Source organism: Streptomyces sp. NRRL S-646, assembly GCF_000720765.1.
GTDB lineage: Bacteria > Actinomycetota > Actinomycetes > Streptomycetales > Streptomycetaceae > Streptomyces.
Genome location: NZ_JODC01000018.1, coordinates 50077 through 67214, shown reverse-complemented (window position 1 = coordinate 67214; position 17138 = coordinate 50077). Strand labels below are relative to the sequence as shown.

Annotated in this window: 12 protein-coding genes; 4 read left to right on the top strand and 8 right to left on the bottom strand. The window is 70.6% G+C overall.

The window, feature by feature from the left end:
- The first annotated feature begins 3 nt into the window (after nucleotides 1–3).
- The 4 genes from nuoL to recQ all read left to right on the top strand — a co-directional run bounded on the left by nuoL (nucleotide 4) and on the right by recQ (nucleotide 7339).
- Complete coding sequence (nuoL, locus tag IH68_RS0138795) at nucleotides 4–1899, top strand: NADH-quinone oxidoreductase subunit L (protein ID WP_030945294.1); 1896 nt, start codon at nucleotides 4–6, stop codon at nucleotides 1897–1899.
- Nucleotides 1900–1904: 5 nt separating this feature from the next.
- Complete coding sequence (locus tag IH68_RS0138790; RefSeq protein ID WP_030945293.1) at nucleotides 1905–3479, top strand: NADH-quinone oxidoreductase subunit M; 1575 nt, start codon at nucleotides 1905–1907, stop codon at nucleotides 3477–3479.
- Complete coding sequence (nuoN, locus tag IH68_RS0138785) at nucleotides 3476–5134, top strand: NADH-quinone oxidoreductase subunit NuoN (RefSeq protein WP_030945292.1); 1659 nt, start codon at nucleotides 3476–3478, stop codon at nucleotides 5132–5134. The genes IH68_RS0138790 and nuoN overlap by 4 nt, the downstream gene beginning before the upstream one ends.
- Nucleotides 5135–5341: 207 nt before the next feature.
- Nucleotides 5342–7339 (top strand): DNA helicase RecQ, encoded by a 1998-nt coding sequence (gene recQ / locus IH68_RS0138780; RefSeq protein WP_030945291.1) that lies wholly within the window; start codon nucleotides 5342–5344, stop codon nucleotides 7337–7339.
- A 13-nt stretch (nucleotides 7340–7352) separates the two neighbouring features.
- Here the strand turns inward: recQ and IH68_RS0138775 are convergent, their stop codons facing one another.
- From IH68_RS0138775 to fahA, 8 genes are all read right to left on the bottom strand, one after another.
- Complete coding sequence (locus IH68_RS0138775; protein WP_030945289.1) at nucleotides 7353–10118, bottom strand: fumarate reductase/succinate dehydrogenase flavoprotein subunit; 2766 nt, start codon at nucleotides 10116–10118, stop codon at nucleotides 7353–7355.
- A gap of 11 nt (nucleotides 10119–10129) precedes the next feature.
- A complete protein-coding gene (locus tag IH68_RS0138770; protein ID WP_030945287.1) occupies nucleotides 10130–10897 on the bottom strand; it encodes an ABC transporter ATP-binding protein in 768 nt (255 codons plus the stop codon).
- Nucleotides 10881–11801 carry an ABC transporter permease gene (locus IH68_RS0138765; protein WP_051833961.1) on the bottom strand — a complete coding sequence of 307 codons (921 nt, stop codon included), beginning with the start codon at nucleotides 11799–11801 and terminating at the stop codon, nucleotides 10881–10883. Before IH68_RS0138765 ends, IH68_RS0138770 begins: the two co-directional genes overlap by 17 nt.
- Nucleotides 11798–13141 (bottom strand): ABC transporter substrate-binding protein, encoded by a 1344-nt coding sequence (locus tag IH68_RS0138760; protein ID WP_030945282.1) that lies wholly within the window; start codon nucleotides 13139–13141, stop codon nucleotides 11798–11800. The genes IH68_RS0138765 and IH68_RS0138760 overlap by 4 nt, the downstream gene beginning before the upstream one ends.
- 16 nt (nucleotides 13142–13157) lie before the next feature.
- Entirely contained in the window at nucleotides 13158–13385 is a 228-nt protein-coding gene (locus IH68_RS0138755; RefSeq protein WP_030945281.1) for a 4Fe-4S dicluster domain-containing protein, read from the bottom strand.
- A gap of 63 nt (nucleotides 13386–13448) precedes the next feature.
- A complete protein-coding gene (locus tag IH68_RS0138750) occupies nucleotides 13449–14237 on the bottom strand; it encodes a GntR family transcriptional regulator (RefSeq protein WP_030945278.1) in 789 nt (262 codons plus the stop codon).
- Nucleotides 14238–14569: 332 nt separating this feature from the next.
- Nucleotides 14570–15511, bottom strand: coding sequence for a M56 family metallopeptidase (locus tag IH68_RS0138745; RefSeq protein WP_030945273.1), 942 nt, complete (start codon nucleotides 15509–15511; stop codon nucleotides 14570–14572).
- Between the two features lie 211 nt (nucleotides 15512–15722).
- The gene (fahA, locus tag IH68_RS0138740) at nucleotides 15723–16952 is read right to left on the bottom strand and encodes a fumarylacetoacetase (protein ID WP_030945269.1); all 1230 of its coding nucleotides are present in this window, start codon (nucleotides 16950–16952) and stop codon (nucleotides 15723–15725) included.
- Nucleotides 16953–17138: the final 186 nt, after the last annotated feature.

The window sequence follows — 17138 nt, the reverse complement described above, 5'->3', positions numbered from 1 at the left end:
ATCGTGGAGAACCTGATTGCGCTGCTGGTGGCGGCGCCACTGCTCGGAGCGGCCGTACTGCTGTGCGGCGGCCGGCGGCTCGATGCCGTCGGCCACTGGATCGGCACCGTCCTCGCCGGAGCCTCCTTCGTCATCGGCGTCGTCCTCTTCGCCGACCTGCTCGGCAAGGACGCCGAACACCGGACCCTGATGCAGCATCTGTTCAGCTGGGTCCCGGTCCAGGGCTTCCAGGCGGACGTCGCCTTCCGCCTCGACCAGCTTTCGATGACGTTCGTCCTGCTGATCACCGGCGTCGGCTCGCTGATCCACCTGTACTCGGTCGGGTACATGGAGCACGACGAGCGCCGCCGCCGCTTCTTCGGCTATCTGAACCTGTTCCTCGCGGCAATGCTGCTGCTCGTCCTCGCCGACAACTACCTGCTGCTGTACGTCGGTTGGGAGGGCGTCGGTCTCGCCTCGTACCTCCTGATCGGCTTCTGGCAGCACAAGCCCAGCGCGGCGACCGCGGCGAAGAAGGCCTTCCTGGTCAACCGCGTCGGCGACATGGGCCTGTCCATCGCCATCATGCTGATGTTCACGACGTTCGGGACCTTCGCCTTCGGGCCGGTCCTCAGCCATACCGGGGACACCGGCGAGGGCAAGCTCACCGCCATCGGCCTGATGCTCCTGCTCGCCGCGTGCGGCAAGTCCGCCCAGGTGCCGCTGCAGTCCTGGCTCGGGGACGCGATGGAGGGCCCGACCCCGGTCTCGGCCCTCATCCACGCCGCGACCATGGTGACCGCCGGCGTCTACCTCATCGTCCGCTCCGGAGCGATCTTCAACGCCGCGCCCGACGCACAGCTGGCGGTCACAATGGTCGGTGCCGTCACGCTCCTGTTCGGTGCGATCGTCGGTTGCGCGAAGGACGACATCAAGAAGGCGCTGGCCGGCTCGACCATGTCGCAGATCGGCTACATGGTCCTCGCGGCGGGCCTCGGCCCCATCGGCTACGTCTTCGCGATCATGCACCTGGTGACGCACGGCTTCTTCAAGGCCGGGCTCTTCCTCGGCGCCGGATCGGTCATGCACGGCATGAACGACGAGGTCGACATGAGGAAGTACGGCGGCCTGCGCAAGTACATGCCGGTCACCTTCATCACCTTCGGCCTCGGCTACCTCGCCATCATCGGCTTCCCCGGCCTGTCCGGCTTCTTCTCCAAGGACAAGATCATCGAGGCGGCCTTCGCGAAGGGCGGCACCGAGGGCTGGATCCTGGGCACCTGCGCGCTGCTGGGTGCGGCCATCACCGCGTTCTACATGACGCGGGTGATGCTGATGACGTTCTTCGGCGAGAAGCGCTGGCAGCCGGACGAGCACGGCAACGAGCCGCACCCGCACGAGTCCCCGAAGGTCATGACGATCCCCATGATCGTGCTGGCCGTCGGCTCGGTCTTCGGCGGCGCGTTCTTCAGCATCGGCGACCGCTTCCTGCACTGGCTGGAGCCGGTCACCGGCCACAGCGAGGGCGACTCCCCACTCAGCGCCGCGGCGGTCACCGGCGGGACGATGGTCTGCCTGCTCATCGGCGTCGGCATCGCGTACGCCATGTACGGTCGCCGCCCGGTCCCGGCCGTCGCCCCCCGCGGATCGCTGCTCACCCGGGCCGCCCGGCGCGACCTGCTGCAGGACGACTTCAACCACGTCGTCCTGGTCCGCGGCGGCGAACACCTCACACGCTCCCTGGTGTACGTCGACCACACCCTGGTCGACGGCGTCGTCAACGGCACGGCGGCCTCGGTCGGCGGCCTGTCCGGGCGCATGCGCAAGCTGCAGAACGGCTTCGCGCGGTCGTACGCGGTCTCGATGTTCGGCGGTGCGGCGGTCCTCATCGCCGCGACCCTGCTGATGAGGGCGGTCTGATACCGATGTCCTTTCCTCTGCTGACAGCGACGGCGGTGCTCCCGGCGATCGGGGCGGTCGCCACGGCCGCCGTACCGGCCGCGCAGCGCACCGCCGCCAAATGGCTGGCGCTGATCGTCTCGCTCGCCACCCTCGCCCTCGCCATCACCGTCCTGGTCCGCTTCGACCCGGACGGCGGCCGCTACCAACTGACCGAATCCCACGCCTGGATCGCGGACTTCGGCGTCAGGTACGAACTGGGAGTGGACGGCATCGCGGTGGCGCTGCTCGTGCTGACCGCCCTGCTGATCCCGTTCATCATCCTCGCGGGCTGGCACGACGCCGACCCGCTGGAGACGGGCAGCAAGCGGTGGCGGCCGACGCAGGGCTTCTTCGCCCTGATCCTCGGCGTCGAGGCGATGGTGATCATCTCCTTCGAGGCCACCGACGTCTTCCTCTTCTACATCTTCTTCGAAGCCATGCTGATCCCGATGTACTTCCTCATCGGCGGCTTCGGGGACCGTGCCCACGAGCACGGCGAGGAGGCGGCGTCGACGCAACGGTCGTACGCGGCCGTCAAGTTCCTCCTCTACAACCTGGTCGGCGGCCTGATCATGCTGGCCGCAGTGATCGGGCTGTACGTGGTGGCCGGGAACTTCAGCCTCCAGGAGATCGTGCAGGCCCGCGCGAACGGCTCGCTGCACATGGCGACCAGCACCGAACGCTGGCTGTTCCTCGGCTTCTTCTTCGCCTTCGCGGTGAAGGCGCCGCTGTGGCCGCTGCACACCTGGCTGCCCAACGCCATGCAGGAAGCCACCGCCCCGGTCGCCGTCCTCATCACCGCGGTCGTCGACAAGGTGGGCACCTTCGCGATGCTCCGCTTCTGCCTCCAGCTGTTCCCGGAGGCCTCGAAGTGGGCGACGCCCGCCATCCTCGTCCTGGCCCTGATCAGCATCATCTACGGGGCGCTGCTCGCGGTCGGACAGCGGGACATCAAGCGGCTGGTCGCATACGCGTCGATCTCGCACTTCGGGTTCATCATCCTGGGCATCTTCGCGATGACCAGCCAGGGCCAGTCCGGAGCGACGCTCTACATGGTCAACCACGGCATCTCCACCGCCGCGTTGATGCTGGTCGCGGGCTTCCTGATCTCCCGGCGCGGCTCGCGGCTCATCGCCGACTACGGCGGTGTGCAGAAGGTCGCCCCGGTCCTGGCCGGCACGTTCCTGGTGGGTGGCCTGGCAACCCTGTCGCTCCCCGGCCTCGCGCCGTTCGTGAGTGAGTTCCTGGTCCTGGTCGGCACGTTCACGCGCTACCCGGCCATCGGGATCATCGCCACCTTCGGCATCGTGCTCGCCGCGCTCTACACCCTCGTCCTCTACCAGCGGACGATGACCGGCCCGGTGAAACAGGAGGTCTCCGCGATGCCGGACCTCAGAGTCCGCGAACTGGTGGTAGTCGCCCCCCTGATCGTGCTGCTGATCTTCCTGGGCGTCTATCCGAAGCCGGTCACCGACATCGTCAACCCGGCGGTGAAGTCGACCTTGTCCGACGTACACAAGAAGGACCCCAAGCCTGAGGTGGAGGCGGTGGCCAAGTGAGCGCATCAGTCGTCCACAGCCTGTGGACAACGGTGGCAACCGGGGCCGATCCGATCTCGAAGATCCCCGCACCGAAGATCGAATACGGGCAATTGTCGCCCACCTTGATCGTCGTGGGCGCGGCGATCGTCGGGGTGCTGATCGAGGCCTTCGTGCCGCGCAAGTCCCGGTACTACGCCCAGGTGTTCGTGTCCGCCGTCGCGCTCGTCGCCGCCTTCGCGGCGGTTGTGGCGCTCGCGGCCGACGGGTACGGCACCACCAAGGCGCACATCGCGGCGATGGGCGCCATCGCGGTCGACGGGCCGTCCCTGTTCCTGCAGGGCACGATCCTGCTGGCCGGGCTGGTCGGCCTGTTCACCTTCGCCGAGCGGCGCCTGGACCCGGAGGCGCACGGCAACCGCGTCGACTCGTTCGCCGCGCAGGCCGCGTCCGTGCCGGGCAGCGACAGCGAAAAGGCGGCGGTGAAGGCCGGGTTCACCACCACCGAGGTGTTCCCGCTGCTGCTCTTCGCGATCGCCGGCATGCTGGTCTTCCTGTCGGCCAACGACCTGCTGACCCTGTTCGTGGCCCTGGAAGTCTTCTCACTGCCGCTGTACCTCCTGTGCGCCCTGGCCCGCCGCAAGCGGCTCATGTCGCAGGAAGCCGCCGTCAAGTACTTCCTGCTCGGCGCCTTCGCCTCCGCGTTCACGCTGTTCGGCATCGCGCTGCTCTACGGCTACGCCGGCTCCGTGTCGTACGCGACGATCGCGCATGTCGTCGACGGTTCGGTCACGAACGTCGACCCGGCGCTCGCCGACACGATGGGCAATGACGCCCTGCTGCTCGTCGGCGGCGCGATGATCGTCATGGGGCTGCTGTTCAAGGTCGGCGCCGTCCCGTTCCACATGTGGACCCCGGACGTCTACCAGGGCGCACCGACCCCGGTGACGGGGTTCATGGCAGCGGCGACGAAGGTGGCCGCGTTCGGCGCGCTGCTCCGGCTGCTCTACGTCGTCCTGCCCGGCCTGCGCTGGGACTGGCGGCCGGTCATGTGGGCCGTCGCGATCGTCACCATGCTCGGCGGCGCGATCGTCGCGATCACGCAGACCGACATCAAGCGACTGCTGGCGTACTCCTCGATCGCACACGCCGGATTCATCCTCGCGGGTGTCATCGCCACGTCGAAGGACGGTGTCTCCTCCGTCCTGTTCTACCTGGGCGCCTACTCCTTCGTGACCATCGGTGCCTTCGCGGTGGTGACACTGGTGCGCGACGCGGGCGGCGAGGCGACGCATCTGTCCAAGTGGGCCGGGCTCGGCCGCCGGTCACCGCTGGTGGCGGCCGTGTTCGCGGTGTTCCTGCTCGCCTTCGCCGGCATTCCGCTGACCTCAGGCTTCGCCGGGAAGTTCGCCGTGTTCAAGGCGGCGGCGGAGGGCGGGGCGGCCCCGCTGGTCGTGGTCGGTGTGATCTCGTCGGCGGTCGCGGCCTTCTTCTACATCCGCGTGATCGTGCTGATGTTCTTCAGCGAGCCGCGGCCCGAAGGCCCGACGGTCGCCGTGCCCTCGCCGCTGACGATGGCCGCGATCGGGCTCGGCGTCGTGGTCACGCTGGTGCTCGGTGTGGCGCCGCAGTACTTCCTGGACCTGGCCAGTCAGGCAGGAGTGTTCGTGCGCTGATCCATCTGCCGGGTGGGTGGCAGAAGGGCTCCGGATCCCTTTTCGGGACCGGGGCCCTTCGCCGTGCATGGCCAGGCCACCGCACCTCCGGGGAGCAGGCTGACACGGAGAGTCACCGATCCGGGCCTGTGGATAACTCATTGGCTGTCAGTGCGGACCCCTATCGTGGAGGCAGTGGTCGAGGGACGACGTACGGGGGACGGAACTATGGGTGGGATGGGCGGGATCAGCGAGATGCCAGGGGTGACCGAGAGCGAGGCGCTGGCCACGCTGCACCGGGTCTTCGGCTACGAGGCCTTCCGTGGCGAGCAGGAAGCGGTCATCGAGCATGTGGTGGCCGGCGGCGACGCCGTGGTCCTCATGCCCACCGGCGGCGGAAAGTCGCTGTGCTACCAGATCCCGGCCCTGGTCAGACCCGGTACAGGCATCGTGGTCTCACCCCTCATCGCGCTGATGCAGGACCAGGTGGACGCGCTGCGCGCGCTCGGCGTGCGCGCCGGGTTCATGAACTCCACGCAGGACTTCGACGAGCGCAGGGTCGTCGAGGCCGAATACCTCGCCGGCGAACTGGACCTGCTTTACCTCGCGCCGGAGCGGCTGCGGCTGGACTCGACCCTGGACCTCCTCTCCCGCGGCAAGATCGCGGTCTTTGCGATCGACGAGGCGCACTGCGTGTCCCAGTGGGGTCACGACTTCCGCCCCGACTATCTCGCCCTCTCCCTCCTCGGCGAGCGCTGGCCCGACGTCCCACGGATCGCGCTCACGGCCACGGCCACACACGCCACGCACCAGGAGATCACCCAGCGACTTCACATGCCGACGGCCCGGCACTTCGTGGCGAGCTTCGACCGGCCCAACATCCAGTACCGCATCGTGCCCAAGGCCGACCCCAAGAAACAGCTGCTGGGCTTCCTGCGCGAAGAGCACACCGGGGACGCCGGCATCGTCTACTGCCTCTCACGCAGGTCGGTGGACACCACTGCGGAGTTCCTGAGCCGCAACGGCATCGAGGCGGTGCCCTACCACGCGGGCCTGGACGCAGGAACGCGCGCGGCACACCAGTCCCGGTTCCTGCGGGAGGAGGGCCTGGTCGTGGTCGCGACCATCGCCTTCGGAATGGGCATCGACAAGCCGGACGTCCGGTTCGTCGCCCACCTCGACCTGCCGAAGTCGGTCGAGGGCTACTACCAGGAGACGGGCCGCGCCGGCCGGGACGGCCTGCCGTCGACGGCATGGATGGCGTACGGCCTCAACGACGTCATACAGCAGCGCAAACTGATCCAGTCCGGCGAGGGCGACGAGGCGTTCCGGCGCCGGGCCGCCGCCCACCTGGACTCGATGCTGGCGCTGTGCGAGACCGCCCAGTGCCGGCGCGGCCAGCTGCTCGCCTACTTCGGCCAGGACCCCGACCTCGCGGGCTGCGGCAACTGCGACACCTGCCTGGTGCCGCCGGAGACCTGGGACGGCACGGTCGCCGCCCAGAAGGTGCTGTCGACGGTGGTGCGGCTGCAGCGGGAGCGGGGGCAGAAGTTCGGCGCCGTCCAGATCGTCGACATCCTGCTCGGCAAGCGCACGGCCAAGGTGATCCAGTTCGACCACGACCAGCTCTCCGTGTTCGGCATCGGCGAGGAGCTCGACGAGGGCGAATGGCGCGGCGTCGTACGGCAGTTGCTGGCGCAGGGGCTGCTCGCGGTCGAGGGGGAGTACGGCACGCTGGTGCTGACCGAGGCAAGCGGGTCGGTGCTCCGGCGCGAGCGGGAGGTACCGCTGCGCAAGGAACCGAAGAAGCCGGCGACCTTGCGCCCGGCATCGGGCTCGTCCGGCAGGAGCGAGCGCAAGGCCAAGGCCGCGGCGGCCGAACTGCCCGAGGAACTGCAGCCCGCGTTCGAGGCACTGCGCGCCTGGCGTGCCGAGCAGGCCCGGGAACAGGGCGTCCCGGCGTACGTCATCTTCCACGACGCCACGCTCCGGGAGATCGCCACCGCCTGGCCGACGTCGGTGACACAGCTCGGCGGCATCAGCGGGGTCGGAGAGAAGAAGCTGGCGACGTACGGGGAGGGCGTGCTCGAGGTGCTGTCCTCCCTGGCCACCACGACCGAGGGCAGCCCCTCCGTGGACGCTCCGACCGCGGACGGCCAGGCCCCGGCCGCCGTGACCGACGACTGGCCGGAGCCGGACGAGGAGCCGGAGCCCGACTGGATATAGGCGCCGCCAGGCGTCACAGCCCCCGCGCCGCGTACGCCCTGACGTCCGCGTCCGGGTCCGATGTGACGGTGGCGAGGGCCGCCCGGGCCTCCGCTGTGCCGTTGTGCCGGGTCAGGGCGAGCACCGCCGCCTTGCGCACGTCGGCGTTGGGGTCGGCGAGCGCCTTGGCGAGGGCGGGCACGGCCGTTTCGCCGGGCGCGGCGGACAGGGCGGTGGCGGCACCGGCGCGGACCTGCCACGCCGGGTCGGCCAGCGCGGCCACGGCACGCGCGGCGAGCGGGGCCTGGCAGCCGACAGCGGCCAGCGCGCCGAGCGCGGCACCCCGGACCAGGGGGTCGCTGTCCTCGGTGAGCCGGTCCAAGGTGCTGGTGAGCAGCTCCCGGCCGCTCGCGGCAAGGGCCTCCAGGCTGACGGCGGCCAGTGCCTTGGCCACGGTGACGCGGACCTCGCGCGAGGCGTCGCCCGCCGCACCGGACAGCGGTTCGACCGCGTCGACCGAGACGAGCGCGCGCACGGCTTCGATACGGACGGCTATGTCGGGATCGTCCAGCGCCCCGGCGAACACGCCGACGTTCCCCAGGCGCAGGGCGCGCAGTACGTCGAGGGCGGCGGCGCGGACCACGGAGTCGGCCTCGGCGACCGCAGCGGTGAGGGCGGCACCCAGGTCGGGTTCGGGCGGGAGGGTCTCGACCAGCTCGCGCAGCGAGGCCGCGGCGGCCGCACGCACGTCACCGTCGGGGTCGCTGAGGGCGCCGGCCAGGGCCTGCCCGGTGCCGGGCGGCACCGTCTCGGTGAGGACCGAGACGGCAGTGCGCCGCACGGCGGCGTCGAGGTCGGTCAAGTAGGGCTCGATCGCGGCGAGTTCCGGCTGTTCCTCGGCCAGCTCCAGCAGCTCCAGGAGCCGGGGCGAGGCGGTCTCGCCCGAGCCGTGGCCCACGGGCCCTGCGGCACGTGCGGAGGTCGGCCCCGTGGCGACCGGCGACACATCCCGGGACCCGGCGGTCGCCACATCCTCGGCGTGGACCTCGCCCAGGTGCCGGGGCGGGCCGCCCACCGGCGTGAACTCGTCGACGGGGACCAGGTACGGAGCCACGGGACGGGCCGTGAACTCCATCGAACCGGAGGGGGACTTGTGCAGGTCGAGATGGTGGAACCAGGAGGCGTCGTCGCGCAGGGGGTGGTCGATGCGGTCGTGGTACAGCCCCCAGCGCGACTCCGTGCGGGCCAGGGAGGCCCGGGCGGCCATTTCCGCGCAGTCGCGGATGAAGGAGACCTCGGCGCAGCGCATCAGTTCGTGCGGGGTGCGTGCACCCATCTCCGCGATGTCGTCGTGCATCCGCTCGAAGGCCTCCAGGGCCAGGGACAGGCGGGCGCCGGACTTCGGCGGGGCCACGTAGTCGTTCACGAAGCGGCGCAGTTTGTACTCGACCTGGGGCTGCGGCGGGCCGTCCGGATTGCGCAGCGGGCGGTAGATCAGCTCGTGCGCGTCCCGGAGCTGATCGGCGGGCAACTCGCCTTCGTACGCCGTGTACTGGGAGGCGTCCGCGCCCGCCAGGTCGCCGAAGACGAACGCGCCGATCATGTAGTTGTGCGGCACGCAGGCCAGGTCGCCGGCAGCGTACAGCCGGGGGACGGTCGTGCGGGCGTGGTCGTCGACCCGTACGCCCGAGGCCGAATGGCCGCCGCACAGCCCGATCTCGGAGATGTGCATCTCGACGTCATGGGTGCGGTAGTCGTGACCGCGGCCGGAGTGAAAGGTCCCCCTGGTCGGCCGCTCCGTCGAGTGCAGGATCGACTCCAGCGCGGAGATCGACTCCTCCGGGAGGTGGCTCAGCTTCAGGTAGACGGGTCCCCGGTCGGACGCGACCTCCGCCGCGAACTCGGCCATCATCTGGCCCGACCAGTAGTCGGAGTCGACGAAGCGTTCTCCGTGCCGGTTGACCTGGTAGCCGCCGAAGGGGTTGGCGACGTAGGCGCAGGCGGGCCCGTTGTAGTCCTTGATCAGCGGGTTGATCTGGAAGCACTCGATGCCGGTGAGTTCGGCGCCCGCGTGGTAGGCCATGGCGTAGCCGTCACCGGCGTTGGTCGGGTTCTCGTACGTGCCGTACAAGTAGCCGGAGGCCGGGAGTCCCAGTCGGCCGCACGCGCCGGTCGCCAGGATCACCGCGCCCGCGCGTACCACCACGAACGCGCCGGTGCGCGTGTTGAAGCCGACCGCCCCCACCGCGCGGCCCTCGGCGGTGAGCACGCGCACCGGCATCACCCGGTTCTCGATGCGGATCCTCTCGCGCATCTCGCGCCGCCGCAGCTGTCGGTACAGGACCTTCTTGACGTCCTTGCCCTCCGGCATCGGCAGCACGTAGGAGCCGGAGCGGTGCACCTGGCGGACCGCGTAGTCGCCGTGCTCGTCCTTCTCGAACTTCACGCCGTACGACTCCAGGCGCTGCACCATGCCGAAGCCGCGGGTGGCGGTCTGGCGGACGGTGGACTGGTCGACGATGCCGTCGTTGGCGCGGGTGATCTCGGCGACGTAGTCGTCGGGCTCCGCGCGGCCGGGGACGACCGCGTTGTTGACGCCGTCCATGCCCATGGCGAGTGCGCCGGAGTGGCGGACGTGGGCCTTCTCCAGCAGGAGGACGTTCGCGCCGTGCTCGGCGGCGGTCAGCGCGGCCATGGTGCCGGCGGTGCCGCCGCCGACGACGAGGACGTCGCAGCGGATCTCCTCGGCGTCCGTGAGGGCGGGGATCTCCAGGGGCGTGTTCAAGGAGGGGGTGGTCACCGGGGGGCCTTTCAGGTACCGAGCGAGGTGAGGACGTCGCGTCGCAGCGCCACACGCGCGGGATCGTCGTCCGCCGTACGGTCGCGGGGGCGCGGCACATCGCGTACGGCGGTCAGCCGGCCGTTGCCGAGGAGGGCCACGCGGTCGCCGAGGAAGAGGGCTTCGTCCACGTCATGGGTGACGAAGACGACCGTCGCGCCCGTGCCGCGCAGTACCTCCACCAGCAGGTCCTGCATGCCGGCGCGGGTCTGGGCGTCGAGGGCGCCGAAGGGTTCGTCCATGAGGACGGCGCGGGGCGCTCCCGCGAGCGCGCGGGCCAGCTGGGCGCGCTGGCGTTGTCCGCCGGAGACGCGGTGGGGCAGCTGCCGGGACTGTTCTGTGAGGCCGACGCGCTCCAGCCAGTCCTCCGCCTGGCGCCGGCGCTCCGTGCGTGGCAGTCCCTTGATGGCGAGGGGCAGTTCGATGTTCGCGCGCAGGGTGCGCCAGGGCAGGAGGGCGTCCTCCTGGAAGATCAGGGCGCGGTCGGCGGCGGGGCCGGCCAGCGGGTGCCCGTCCTGGCTGACGTCTCCGGCGAGGGGTGCGAGCAGTCCGGCCAGGGTGCGCAGAAGGGTCGACTTGCCGCAGCCGGAGGGTCCGACGAGGGTGAGGATCTCGCCGGGGGCCACGTCGAGGTCGACTCCGTCCAGTACGGGTGCGCCGGGACGTCCGAGCGTGGCGTCCCGCAGGGTCAGTCCCGCGCCGGAGCGGGAGGGCGAACGGAGGTCAGACGAGCTGGTCATGGGGCGCCTCCTCCTTGGCCGTGGGGCTCACCGGGGCGGAGGCAGCGGCAGTGCGCGCCGGACGCGGAGTCCGTCCGCCGGGGATGTACGACGTGCGCGGCAGCCAGCGGGTCAGCCGGCGGCCGAGGAGCTCCACGGCGGTGGACGTGACCCAGCCGAGCACGCCGATCGTGATCATGCCGACGAAGACGCCTGCGTAGTTGACGACGGTGTAGTCCTGCCAGGTGCGGTAGCCGACGCCGTACTGGCCGGAGATCATCTCGGCGGAGATGACGCAGATCCACGAGACGCCGATGCCGACGGAGAGCCCGCCGAAGATTCCGGGCAGCGCACCCGGCAGGACGACCGAGCCGAGGATCCGCCACCGGCCGCCGCCCATGGTGAGGACCGCCTCCTCCCACACCGGGGTCAGCGCGCGGACCGCATGCCGGGTGGAGACCAGGACGGGGAAGAAGGCGGCGGTGCAGGTGATGAAGACGATGCCCTGTTCGTTGGAGGGGAAGAGCAGGATCGCGACGGGGACCAGGGCGATCGCGGGAATCGGGCGCATGACCTCCAGCACCGGCCCCAGCAGGTCCTCGGCGAGGGGGGAGCGCGCCACGAGCACGCCCGTCGCCACGCCGAGCACGGCGGCGAGGAGGAAGCCGGTGAGGATGCGGGTGAGGCTGTCGGTGAGGTCCGTCCAGTAGTCGGGGCCGGCCAGCCGGTCGGCGAAGGCGCGGGCCACATCGGTGACGGTCGGGAACTGGGAGAACCGCAGCCACAGGTCGACCTTCAGGCCGGCCAGCAGTTGCCAGGCACCCAGGGCGGCCGCGAGCGAGGCGAGCCGCAGGGCGAACCGGCTCGCGCGCCGCGCACGCCGGGGCGTGAACCGGCGCTCCCGTTGCGGCGTTCGCCGGGTCACGACGCCCGACCCAACGCCTCGGCGTACGTGATGACGCGGGCGCCCCCGTGTGCGGCGGCGTACGCCTTGGCTGTGGCGGGTGCGACGAAGGGGAGGAGCCGGCTGCCGTCGGCCACCCAGACCGCCTTGTCGGCGATCCAGAGGGTGCCGGTGGTGGCGTCGGGGACGTAGGCGGCGCGGATCCCGTCCTTGTGCTTGCCCACGTAACTCAGCAGCTGGGCAGGTGACTTGAAGGACACCGTCTTCTCGGCGCCCTTGGGCCACACCTCATTCGCGGAGGCCGGCGGCTTCGCGGCGAGCCGCTGGGCGTAGTCCGCGCCGAGGGCCTTCCTCACGTACCGGTCGTCGACGAAGGAGTCCACGTCGATGTCCCCGGTCAGCTTGGCCGACTTGAGGACCGAGACGTCTTTCTTCAGTGCGGAGATCAGCTGTGGCTTGACCGCCGGGTCGAAGGCGGAGATGCCGTGGGCGCCGTTGTAGAGGTAGACGACCTCGGCGGGCAGTCCGGTGGCCTTGGCGACCGACTCGGCGGCGGCGACCGGATGGGCGTTCAAGTAGTCCGTGGCCTCGGACTGGGCCTTGAGGAAGGCCTCCAGTACGGCGGGCCGCTGCTTGGCGAAGTCCTCGCGGGCGGTGACGCCGTGGAAGGTGGGGAGGTTCAGCTGGGCGCCGTCGTACAGGGCCTTCGCCTTGCCCTGGAAGGTGAGCAGGCCGGGCCAGGCGACGAACTGCGACAGGGCGTCCGCGCTGCCCGCCGACAGGGCCGAAGCGCCGACCGCGGGCTGCTGGTTGAGCTTCTGGATGCCCTTGTCGGGGTCGATGCCGGCGCGCTGTAGGGCCCGTACGAGCGTGCCGTCGGCGGCGGAGCCGACGCTCGTGGAGACCTTCTTGCCCTTCAGGTCGGTGAGGGCGGACAGCTTCGAATCCGGGGAGGTGACGATCGTGTTGAGACCGCCGCGCAGGTTGTAGCCGGTGACGGAGACCAGGTGGGTCGGCCTGCCGAGCTGTCTGCCCCGGGCCGCGTTGATGAGCAGCGGGAAGTCGCCCATCGAGCCGATGTCGATCTTCCCGGCGGTCATCTGGGCGGTGATGGGTGCGCCGGTGGCGTAGTCCTGCCAGTCGACCTTGTAGTGCTTGCCGCCGCCGAGCGAGTTGAGCTCCTTCTCGAAGTAGCCGAGGGAGCGCAGGAGGGTGCCCGCGGTGACCGTGTTGATGGTCTTGGACTGGTAGCCGACGGTCACGGTGACCGTGGAGCCGTTGCTTCCGGCCGCCGCGTTGCCGCCGCAGGCCGTCAGCGGGAGGAGAAGAACAGCGGCGGCAGCAACTGCTTTGTGTTTCATGGGAGTTCGTGGCCTTTCACCGGAGCAGATAGGGCATGTTGACCGTCACGGCTCCGGTGGGACAGCGGGCCGCGCACGGGCCGCAGTACCAGCACTCGTCGACGTGCATATAGGCCTTGCCGCTGCTCTCGTCGATGGCGAGGGAGTCCAGCGGGCATATGTCCACGCAGAGGGTGCAGCCGTCGATGCACTTGGACTCGTCGATGGTCACGGGCACGTCGGCCCGCTGGGGCGCCAAGGGCATGGCTGTCTCCAGGAAACGGGTCTGAAAGGGGCAGGAAGAGGTCAGGAAGAGGTCAGGAAGAGGTCAGAGGGAGCGGTGCAGCAGACCGCTCATGGTGATGCGGTCCCCGCGGAAACGGATGAACTCCAGGTCGACCGGGCGGCCGTCGGCGAGGTGGGTGAGCCGTTCCAGCATGAGGACGGCCGTGCCGCGCGGGGCTTCGAGTACGGCGGCTGAGTGGGCGTCCGCGTTGACCGCCTCCAGGGTGATCTCGGCGTGCCCGAGGCGCCGGCCGGTGATCGTCTCCAGGAGGCGGAAGACGTCGGTGTTCTCCAGATCGGCGCCGAGCAGGGCGGTGCCGATGTCGAGCGGGATGTAGGTGAGGTCGAGGGAGAGGGGGAGGCCGTTCAGGCGGCGCAGGCGTTCGATGTAGAGGACGTCGTCGCCGGCGGGGACGCGGAGGCGCTCGGCGACCGGGGCGGGTGCGGGGGCGGGGCCCATGGTGCGGACCTCGTTGGTGACCGTGCCGTGCTCGTGGAGGGTTTCCGCGAGGCCCATCAGGCGGTCGAGCCCGTGCGGGTACTTCTCGGCGACGACCACGGTGCCCACTCCGGGGAGCCGTTCCACGAGGCCTTCGGCCCTGAGCAGGTCCAGGGCCTGGCGCACGGTGTTGCGAGTGGCGCGGTACTCCGTGGCGAGGGTCGTCTCGTGCGGGAGTGTGCCGCCCGGAAAGCCGCCGGCCAGGAGCTGGTGGCGGAGCAGGTCGGCAAGCTGCCTGGCCTGGTCTGCACGCAGCCGACGCCGCGCACGGTGGGCGGCGACGGTGGTCGCGCCCTGGCCGGCGTGGTCTCGGATGCGGTCGGCGGGAGGCATGCCTCGAACCATAGCGAGCTGGTAGGGAACGCAGTGTTGCAGCAGTGTTGCGCCACTTGCCGGTGCGTGAGGTAGGGAGCTGACCTGCTGATACGTCTGCTCCAGACCAAGATCTGCCATGACGCCCGAGCCTGTCCGGCATGCTGGGACCAGGCAGGCTCAGCCACTTCCAGCCTGTCCGGTATGCAGGGACGGGACCAGCTCAGGCACTTCCAGCCCGTCCGGCGTGCACGGACGAGACCAGCTCAGCAATTCCAGCCCGTCCGGCGTTTGAGGACGAGGCCGTTCAGGCCGAAGCGCCCGTCCCAAAGAAAGCAGCCCCCAGGGCAGGGTCACCCCAGAGCCGTGAGCCCCGGCGCGAACGCGATCAGCAGCGGCAGCAACGGCACCAGCGCCGCCACCGTCGTCGTCAGCGCCCGGTGCCGACGCCCCAGACGCGGCGGCGGCTCCAGCAGGCGGTCGACACGCTCGCCGAGCAGACGGTGGCTGGAGGCGCAGGACAGGACGCCGCGGTGCTGGTTCAGCTCGATCAGGGCCAGCGCGGTGGTCAGATGCCCGCAGCGACGGGACGCCGTGTCGTCCGCCGCCAGCTCCACCAGGCGGTGGGTCTGCTCGCAGAAGTGGGCGAACAGCGGAATGCGCGGAAAGCCGGTGGCCAGCGCGCTCGACAGATGCAGCAGCCAGTCGTGATGCGCCCGCGCATGATCGCGTTCATGCGTCAGGACCGCGTCGAGCTGGTGGTCGGTGAGGCGGTGCAGGGCGCCCGTCGTGACGACCAGCTGGGGCGGGTGCCCGGGCATCCACCAGGCGTCCGGGTACTCGTCCTCCAGCACCAGCAGGGGGCCGCGCGCCGCCTCCTCCAGTCCGGCGGGCAGCTCGGGGGCGCGTTCGCGCAGGTGCGCCCGGGTCTGTCCGCGGCGGCGGCGCGCCTCGACGAGTTCGCGGGCGAGCATCGCCGTCGTCCAGGCGGCTCCGCAGGCCAGCAGCAGGGTGAGGGCCGCGGACCAGGCGGGGGCGGCCGTCAGATCGTATGCCGCGGTCACGGCCGGCGGCGCCGGCGCGAAGACGTGGTCGCGGAAGGTGTGGAAGACGGCGGCCGCGCCCAGCACGAGCGCCGTCAGACAGCACAGCAGGACGGTGGCGACCAGGCACTGCCACACCCACAGCGCGACCACGGGCTCCCGCTCCGGCCACGCCGACCGCACCAGCGCACGCGGAACCGGCACTGCGGCCATCAGTGCGACGACGCTCAGCAGGAGCAGGCAGACGGTCATGCCACGGTCTCCGGATCCTGGTCGGAGGAAGGGGCGGGGCGGGGCGGTGGTGCGGCTCGGCGCACAGGGCGCCCGCCGCCAGTATGACGGCGAACGGCGCCGGAGTCAGGGGACGACGGCCATCCCGTACGACACACCTCGTACGTCCCGCCCGTCTCGTACGAGCACCCGCACGCCCCGTACGGCCGCCGTCACGCCCCGCAACTTCCGCTCACTCCACCGCGCTTGCCACGATCCGGCCGCTCACGTCGCCGAGGCCCACGCGGGTCCCGCCCGGTCCGGGCGCCCACGCCGACAACGTCACCACGTCCCCGTCCTCCAGGAACGTCCGCTTGCCCTCGGGAAGTTCCAGCGGATCCCGACCGTTCCAGGTCAGCTCGAGCAGTGACCCGCGCTGCCCGGGCTCCGGGCCGCTGACCGTGCCCGACCCGTACAGGTCGCCGGTCCGCAGGGAGGCGCCGTTGACCGTCATATGGGCCAGCTGCTGCGCGGCCGTCCAGTACATGGTGGAGAACGGCGGCTCGGACACGGTGGAGCCGTTGATCGCGACGGAGATCCGCAGGTCGTACCCGCCGGGCTCGTTGCCCGAGTCGGCTGCGTCGTCCAGATACGGCAGCAGCGCATGGGTCCGCCCCGGCGGCGCCACCTGCGCGTCCTCCAGTGCGTCCAGCGGGGTGATCCACGCAGACACCGACGTGGCGAAGGACTTGCCGAGGAACGGGCCGAGGGGGACGTACTCCCAGGCCTGGATGTCGCGCGCGGACCAGTCGTTGAGCAGGCACAGCCCGAAGACGTGCTCCCGGAAGTCGCCGAGCGCCACCGGCCGCCCGCGCTCGGAGGGCACACCCACCACGAAACCGACCTCGGCCTCGATGTCCAGGCGGACGGACGGCCCGAAGACGGGCTCCGCATCGGCCGGGGCCTTGCGCTGCCCGGACGGGCGCACGACGTCCGTGCCCGACACCACGACCGTGCCGGACCGCCCGTGGTAACCGATCGGGAGGTGCTTCCAGTTCGGCGTCAGCGAGTCCGCGGCGTCGGGGCGGAAGATCTGGCCGACGTTGCGGGCGTGGTTCTCGGAGGCGTAGAAGTCGACGTAGTCCGCGACCTCGAAGGGGAGGTGGAGCGTCACCGACGCCAGCGGATGCAGGAACGCCCCGACCGCCTCCTGGTGCGCCGGCACCGTCACCCACGCCGTCAGCGCGCGCCGTACGTCCGACCAGGTGGTGCGGCCCGCGGCGAGCAGCGGGTTCAGCGAGGGCTGCGCGAGCAGGGAGGCGTACGGCGAGCCCAGGGCCCGCGCCGCCGCGCCCGCGTCGAGGACATGGTCGCCGAGCCGGACGCCGACGGTCCGGTCCGGTGCGCCTTCACGCGAGAAAACGCCGTACGGAAGGTTGTGCGGACCGAAGGGGTCGCCCTCGGGGACATCGAAGGGGGGCATGGGGTGCTGCCTCACTCTCGTGTGTTCCTGCTGGTCGTGCCCCACGTTACGGCTGCGTTGCCGGTCTTGGGCAGTGTCTAAAGAGTTTGCAATGTCCGAATTGGGCTTGTCGGACGTGGCAATTCCGGCTTAGCGTCCTTTGGGGGACACGGACGGGGTGGGTCCGGTCCGTAGGGGGGACGCGTG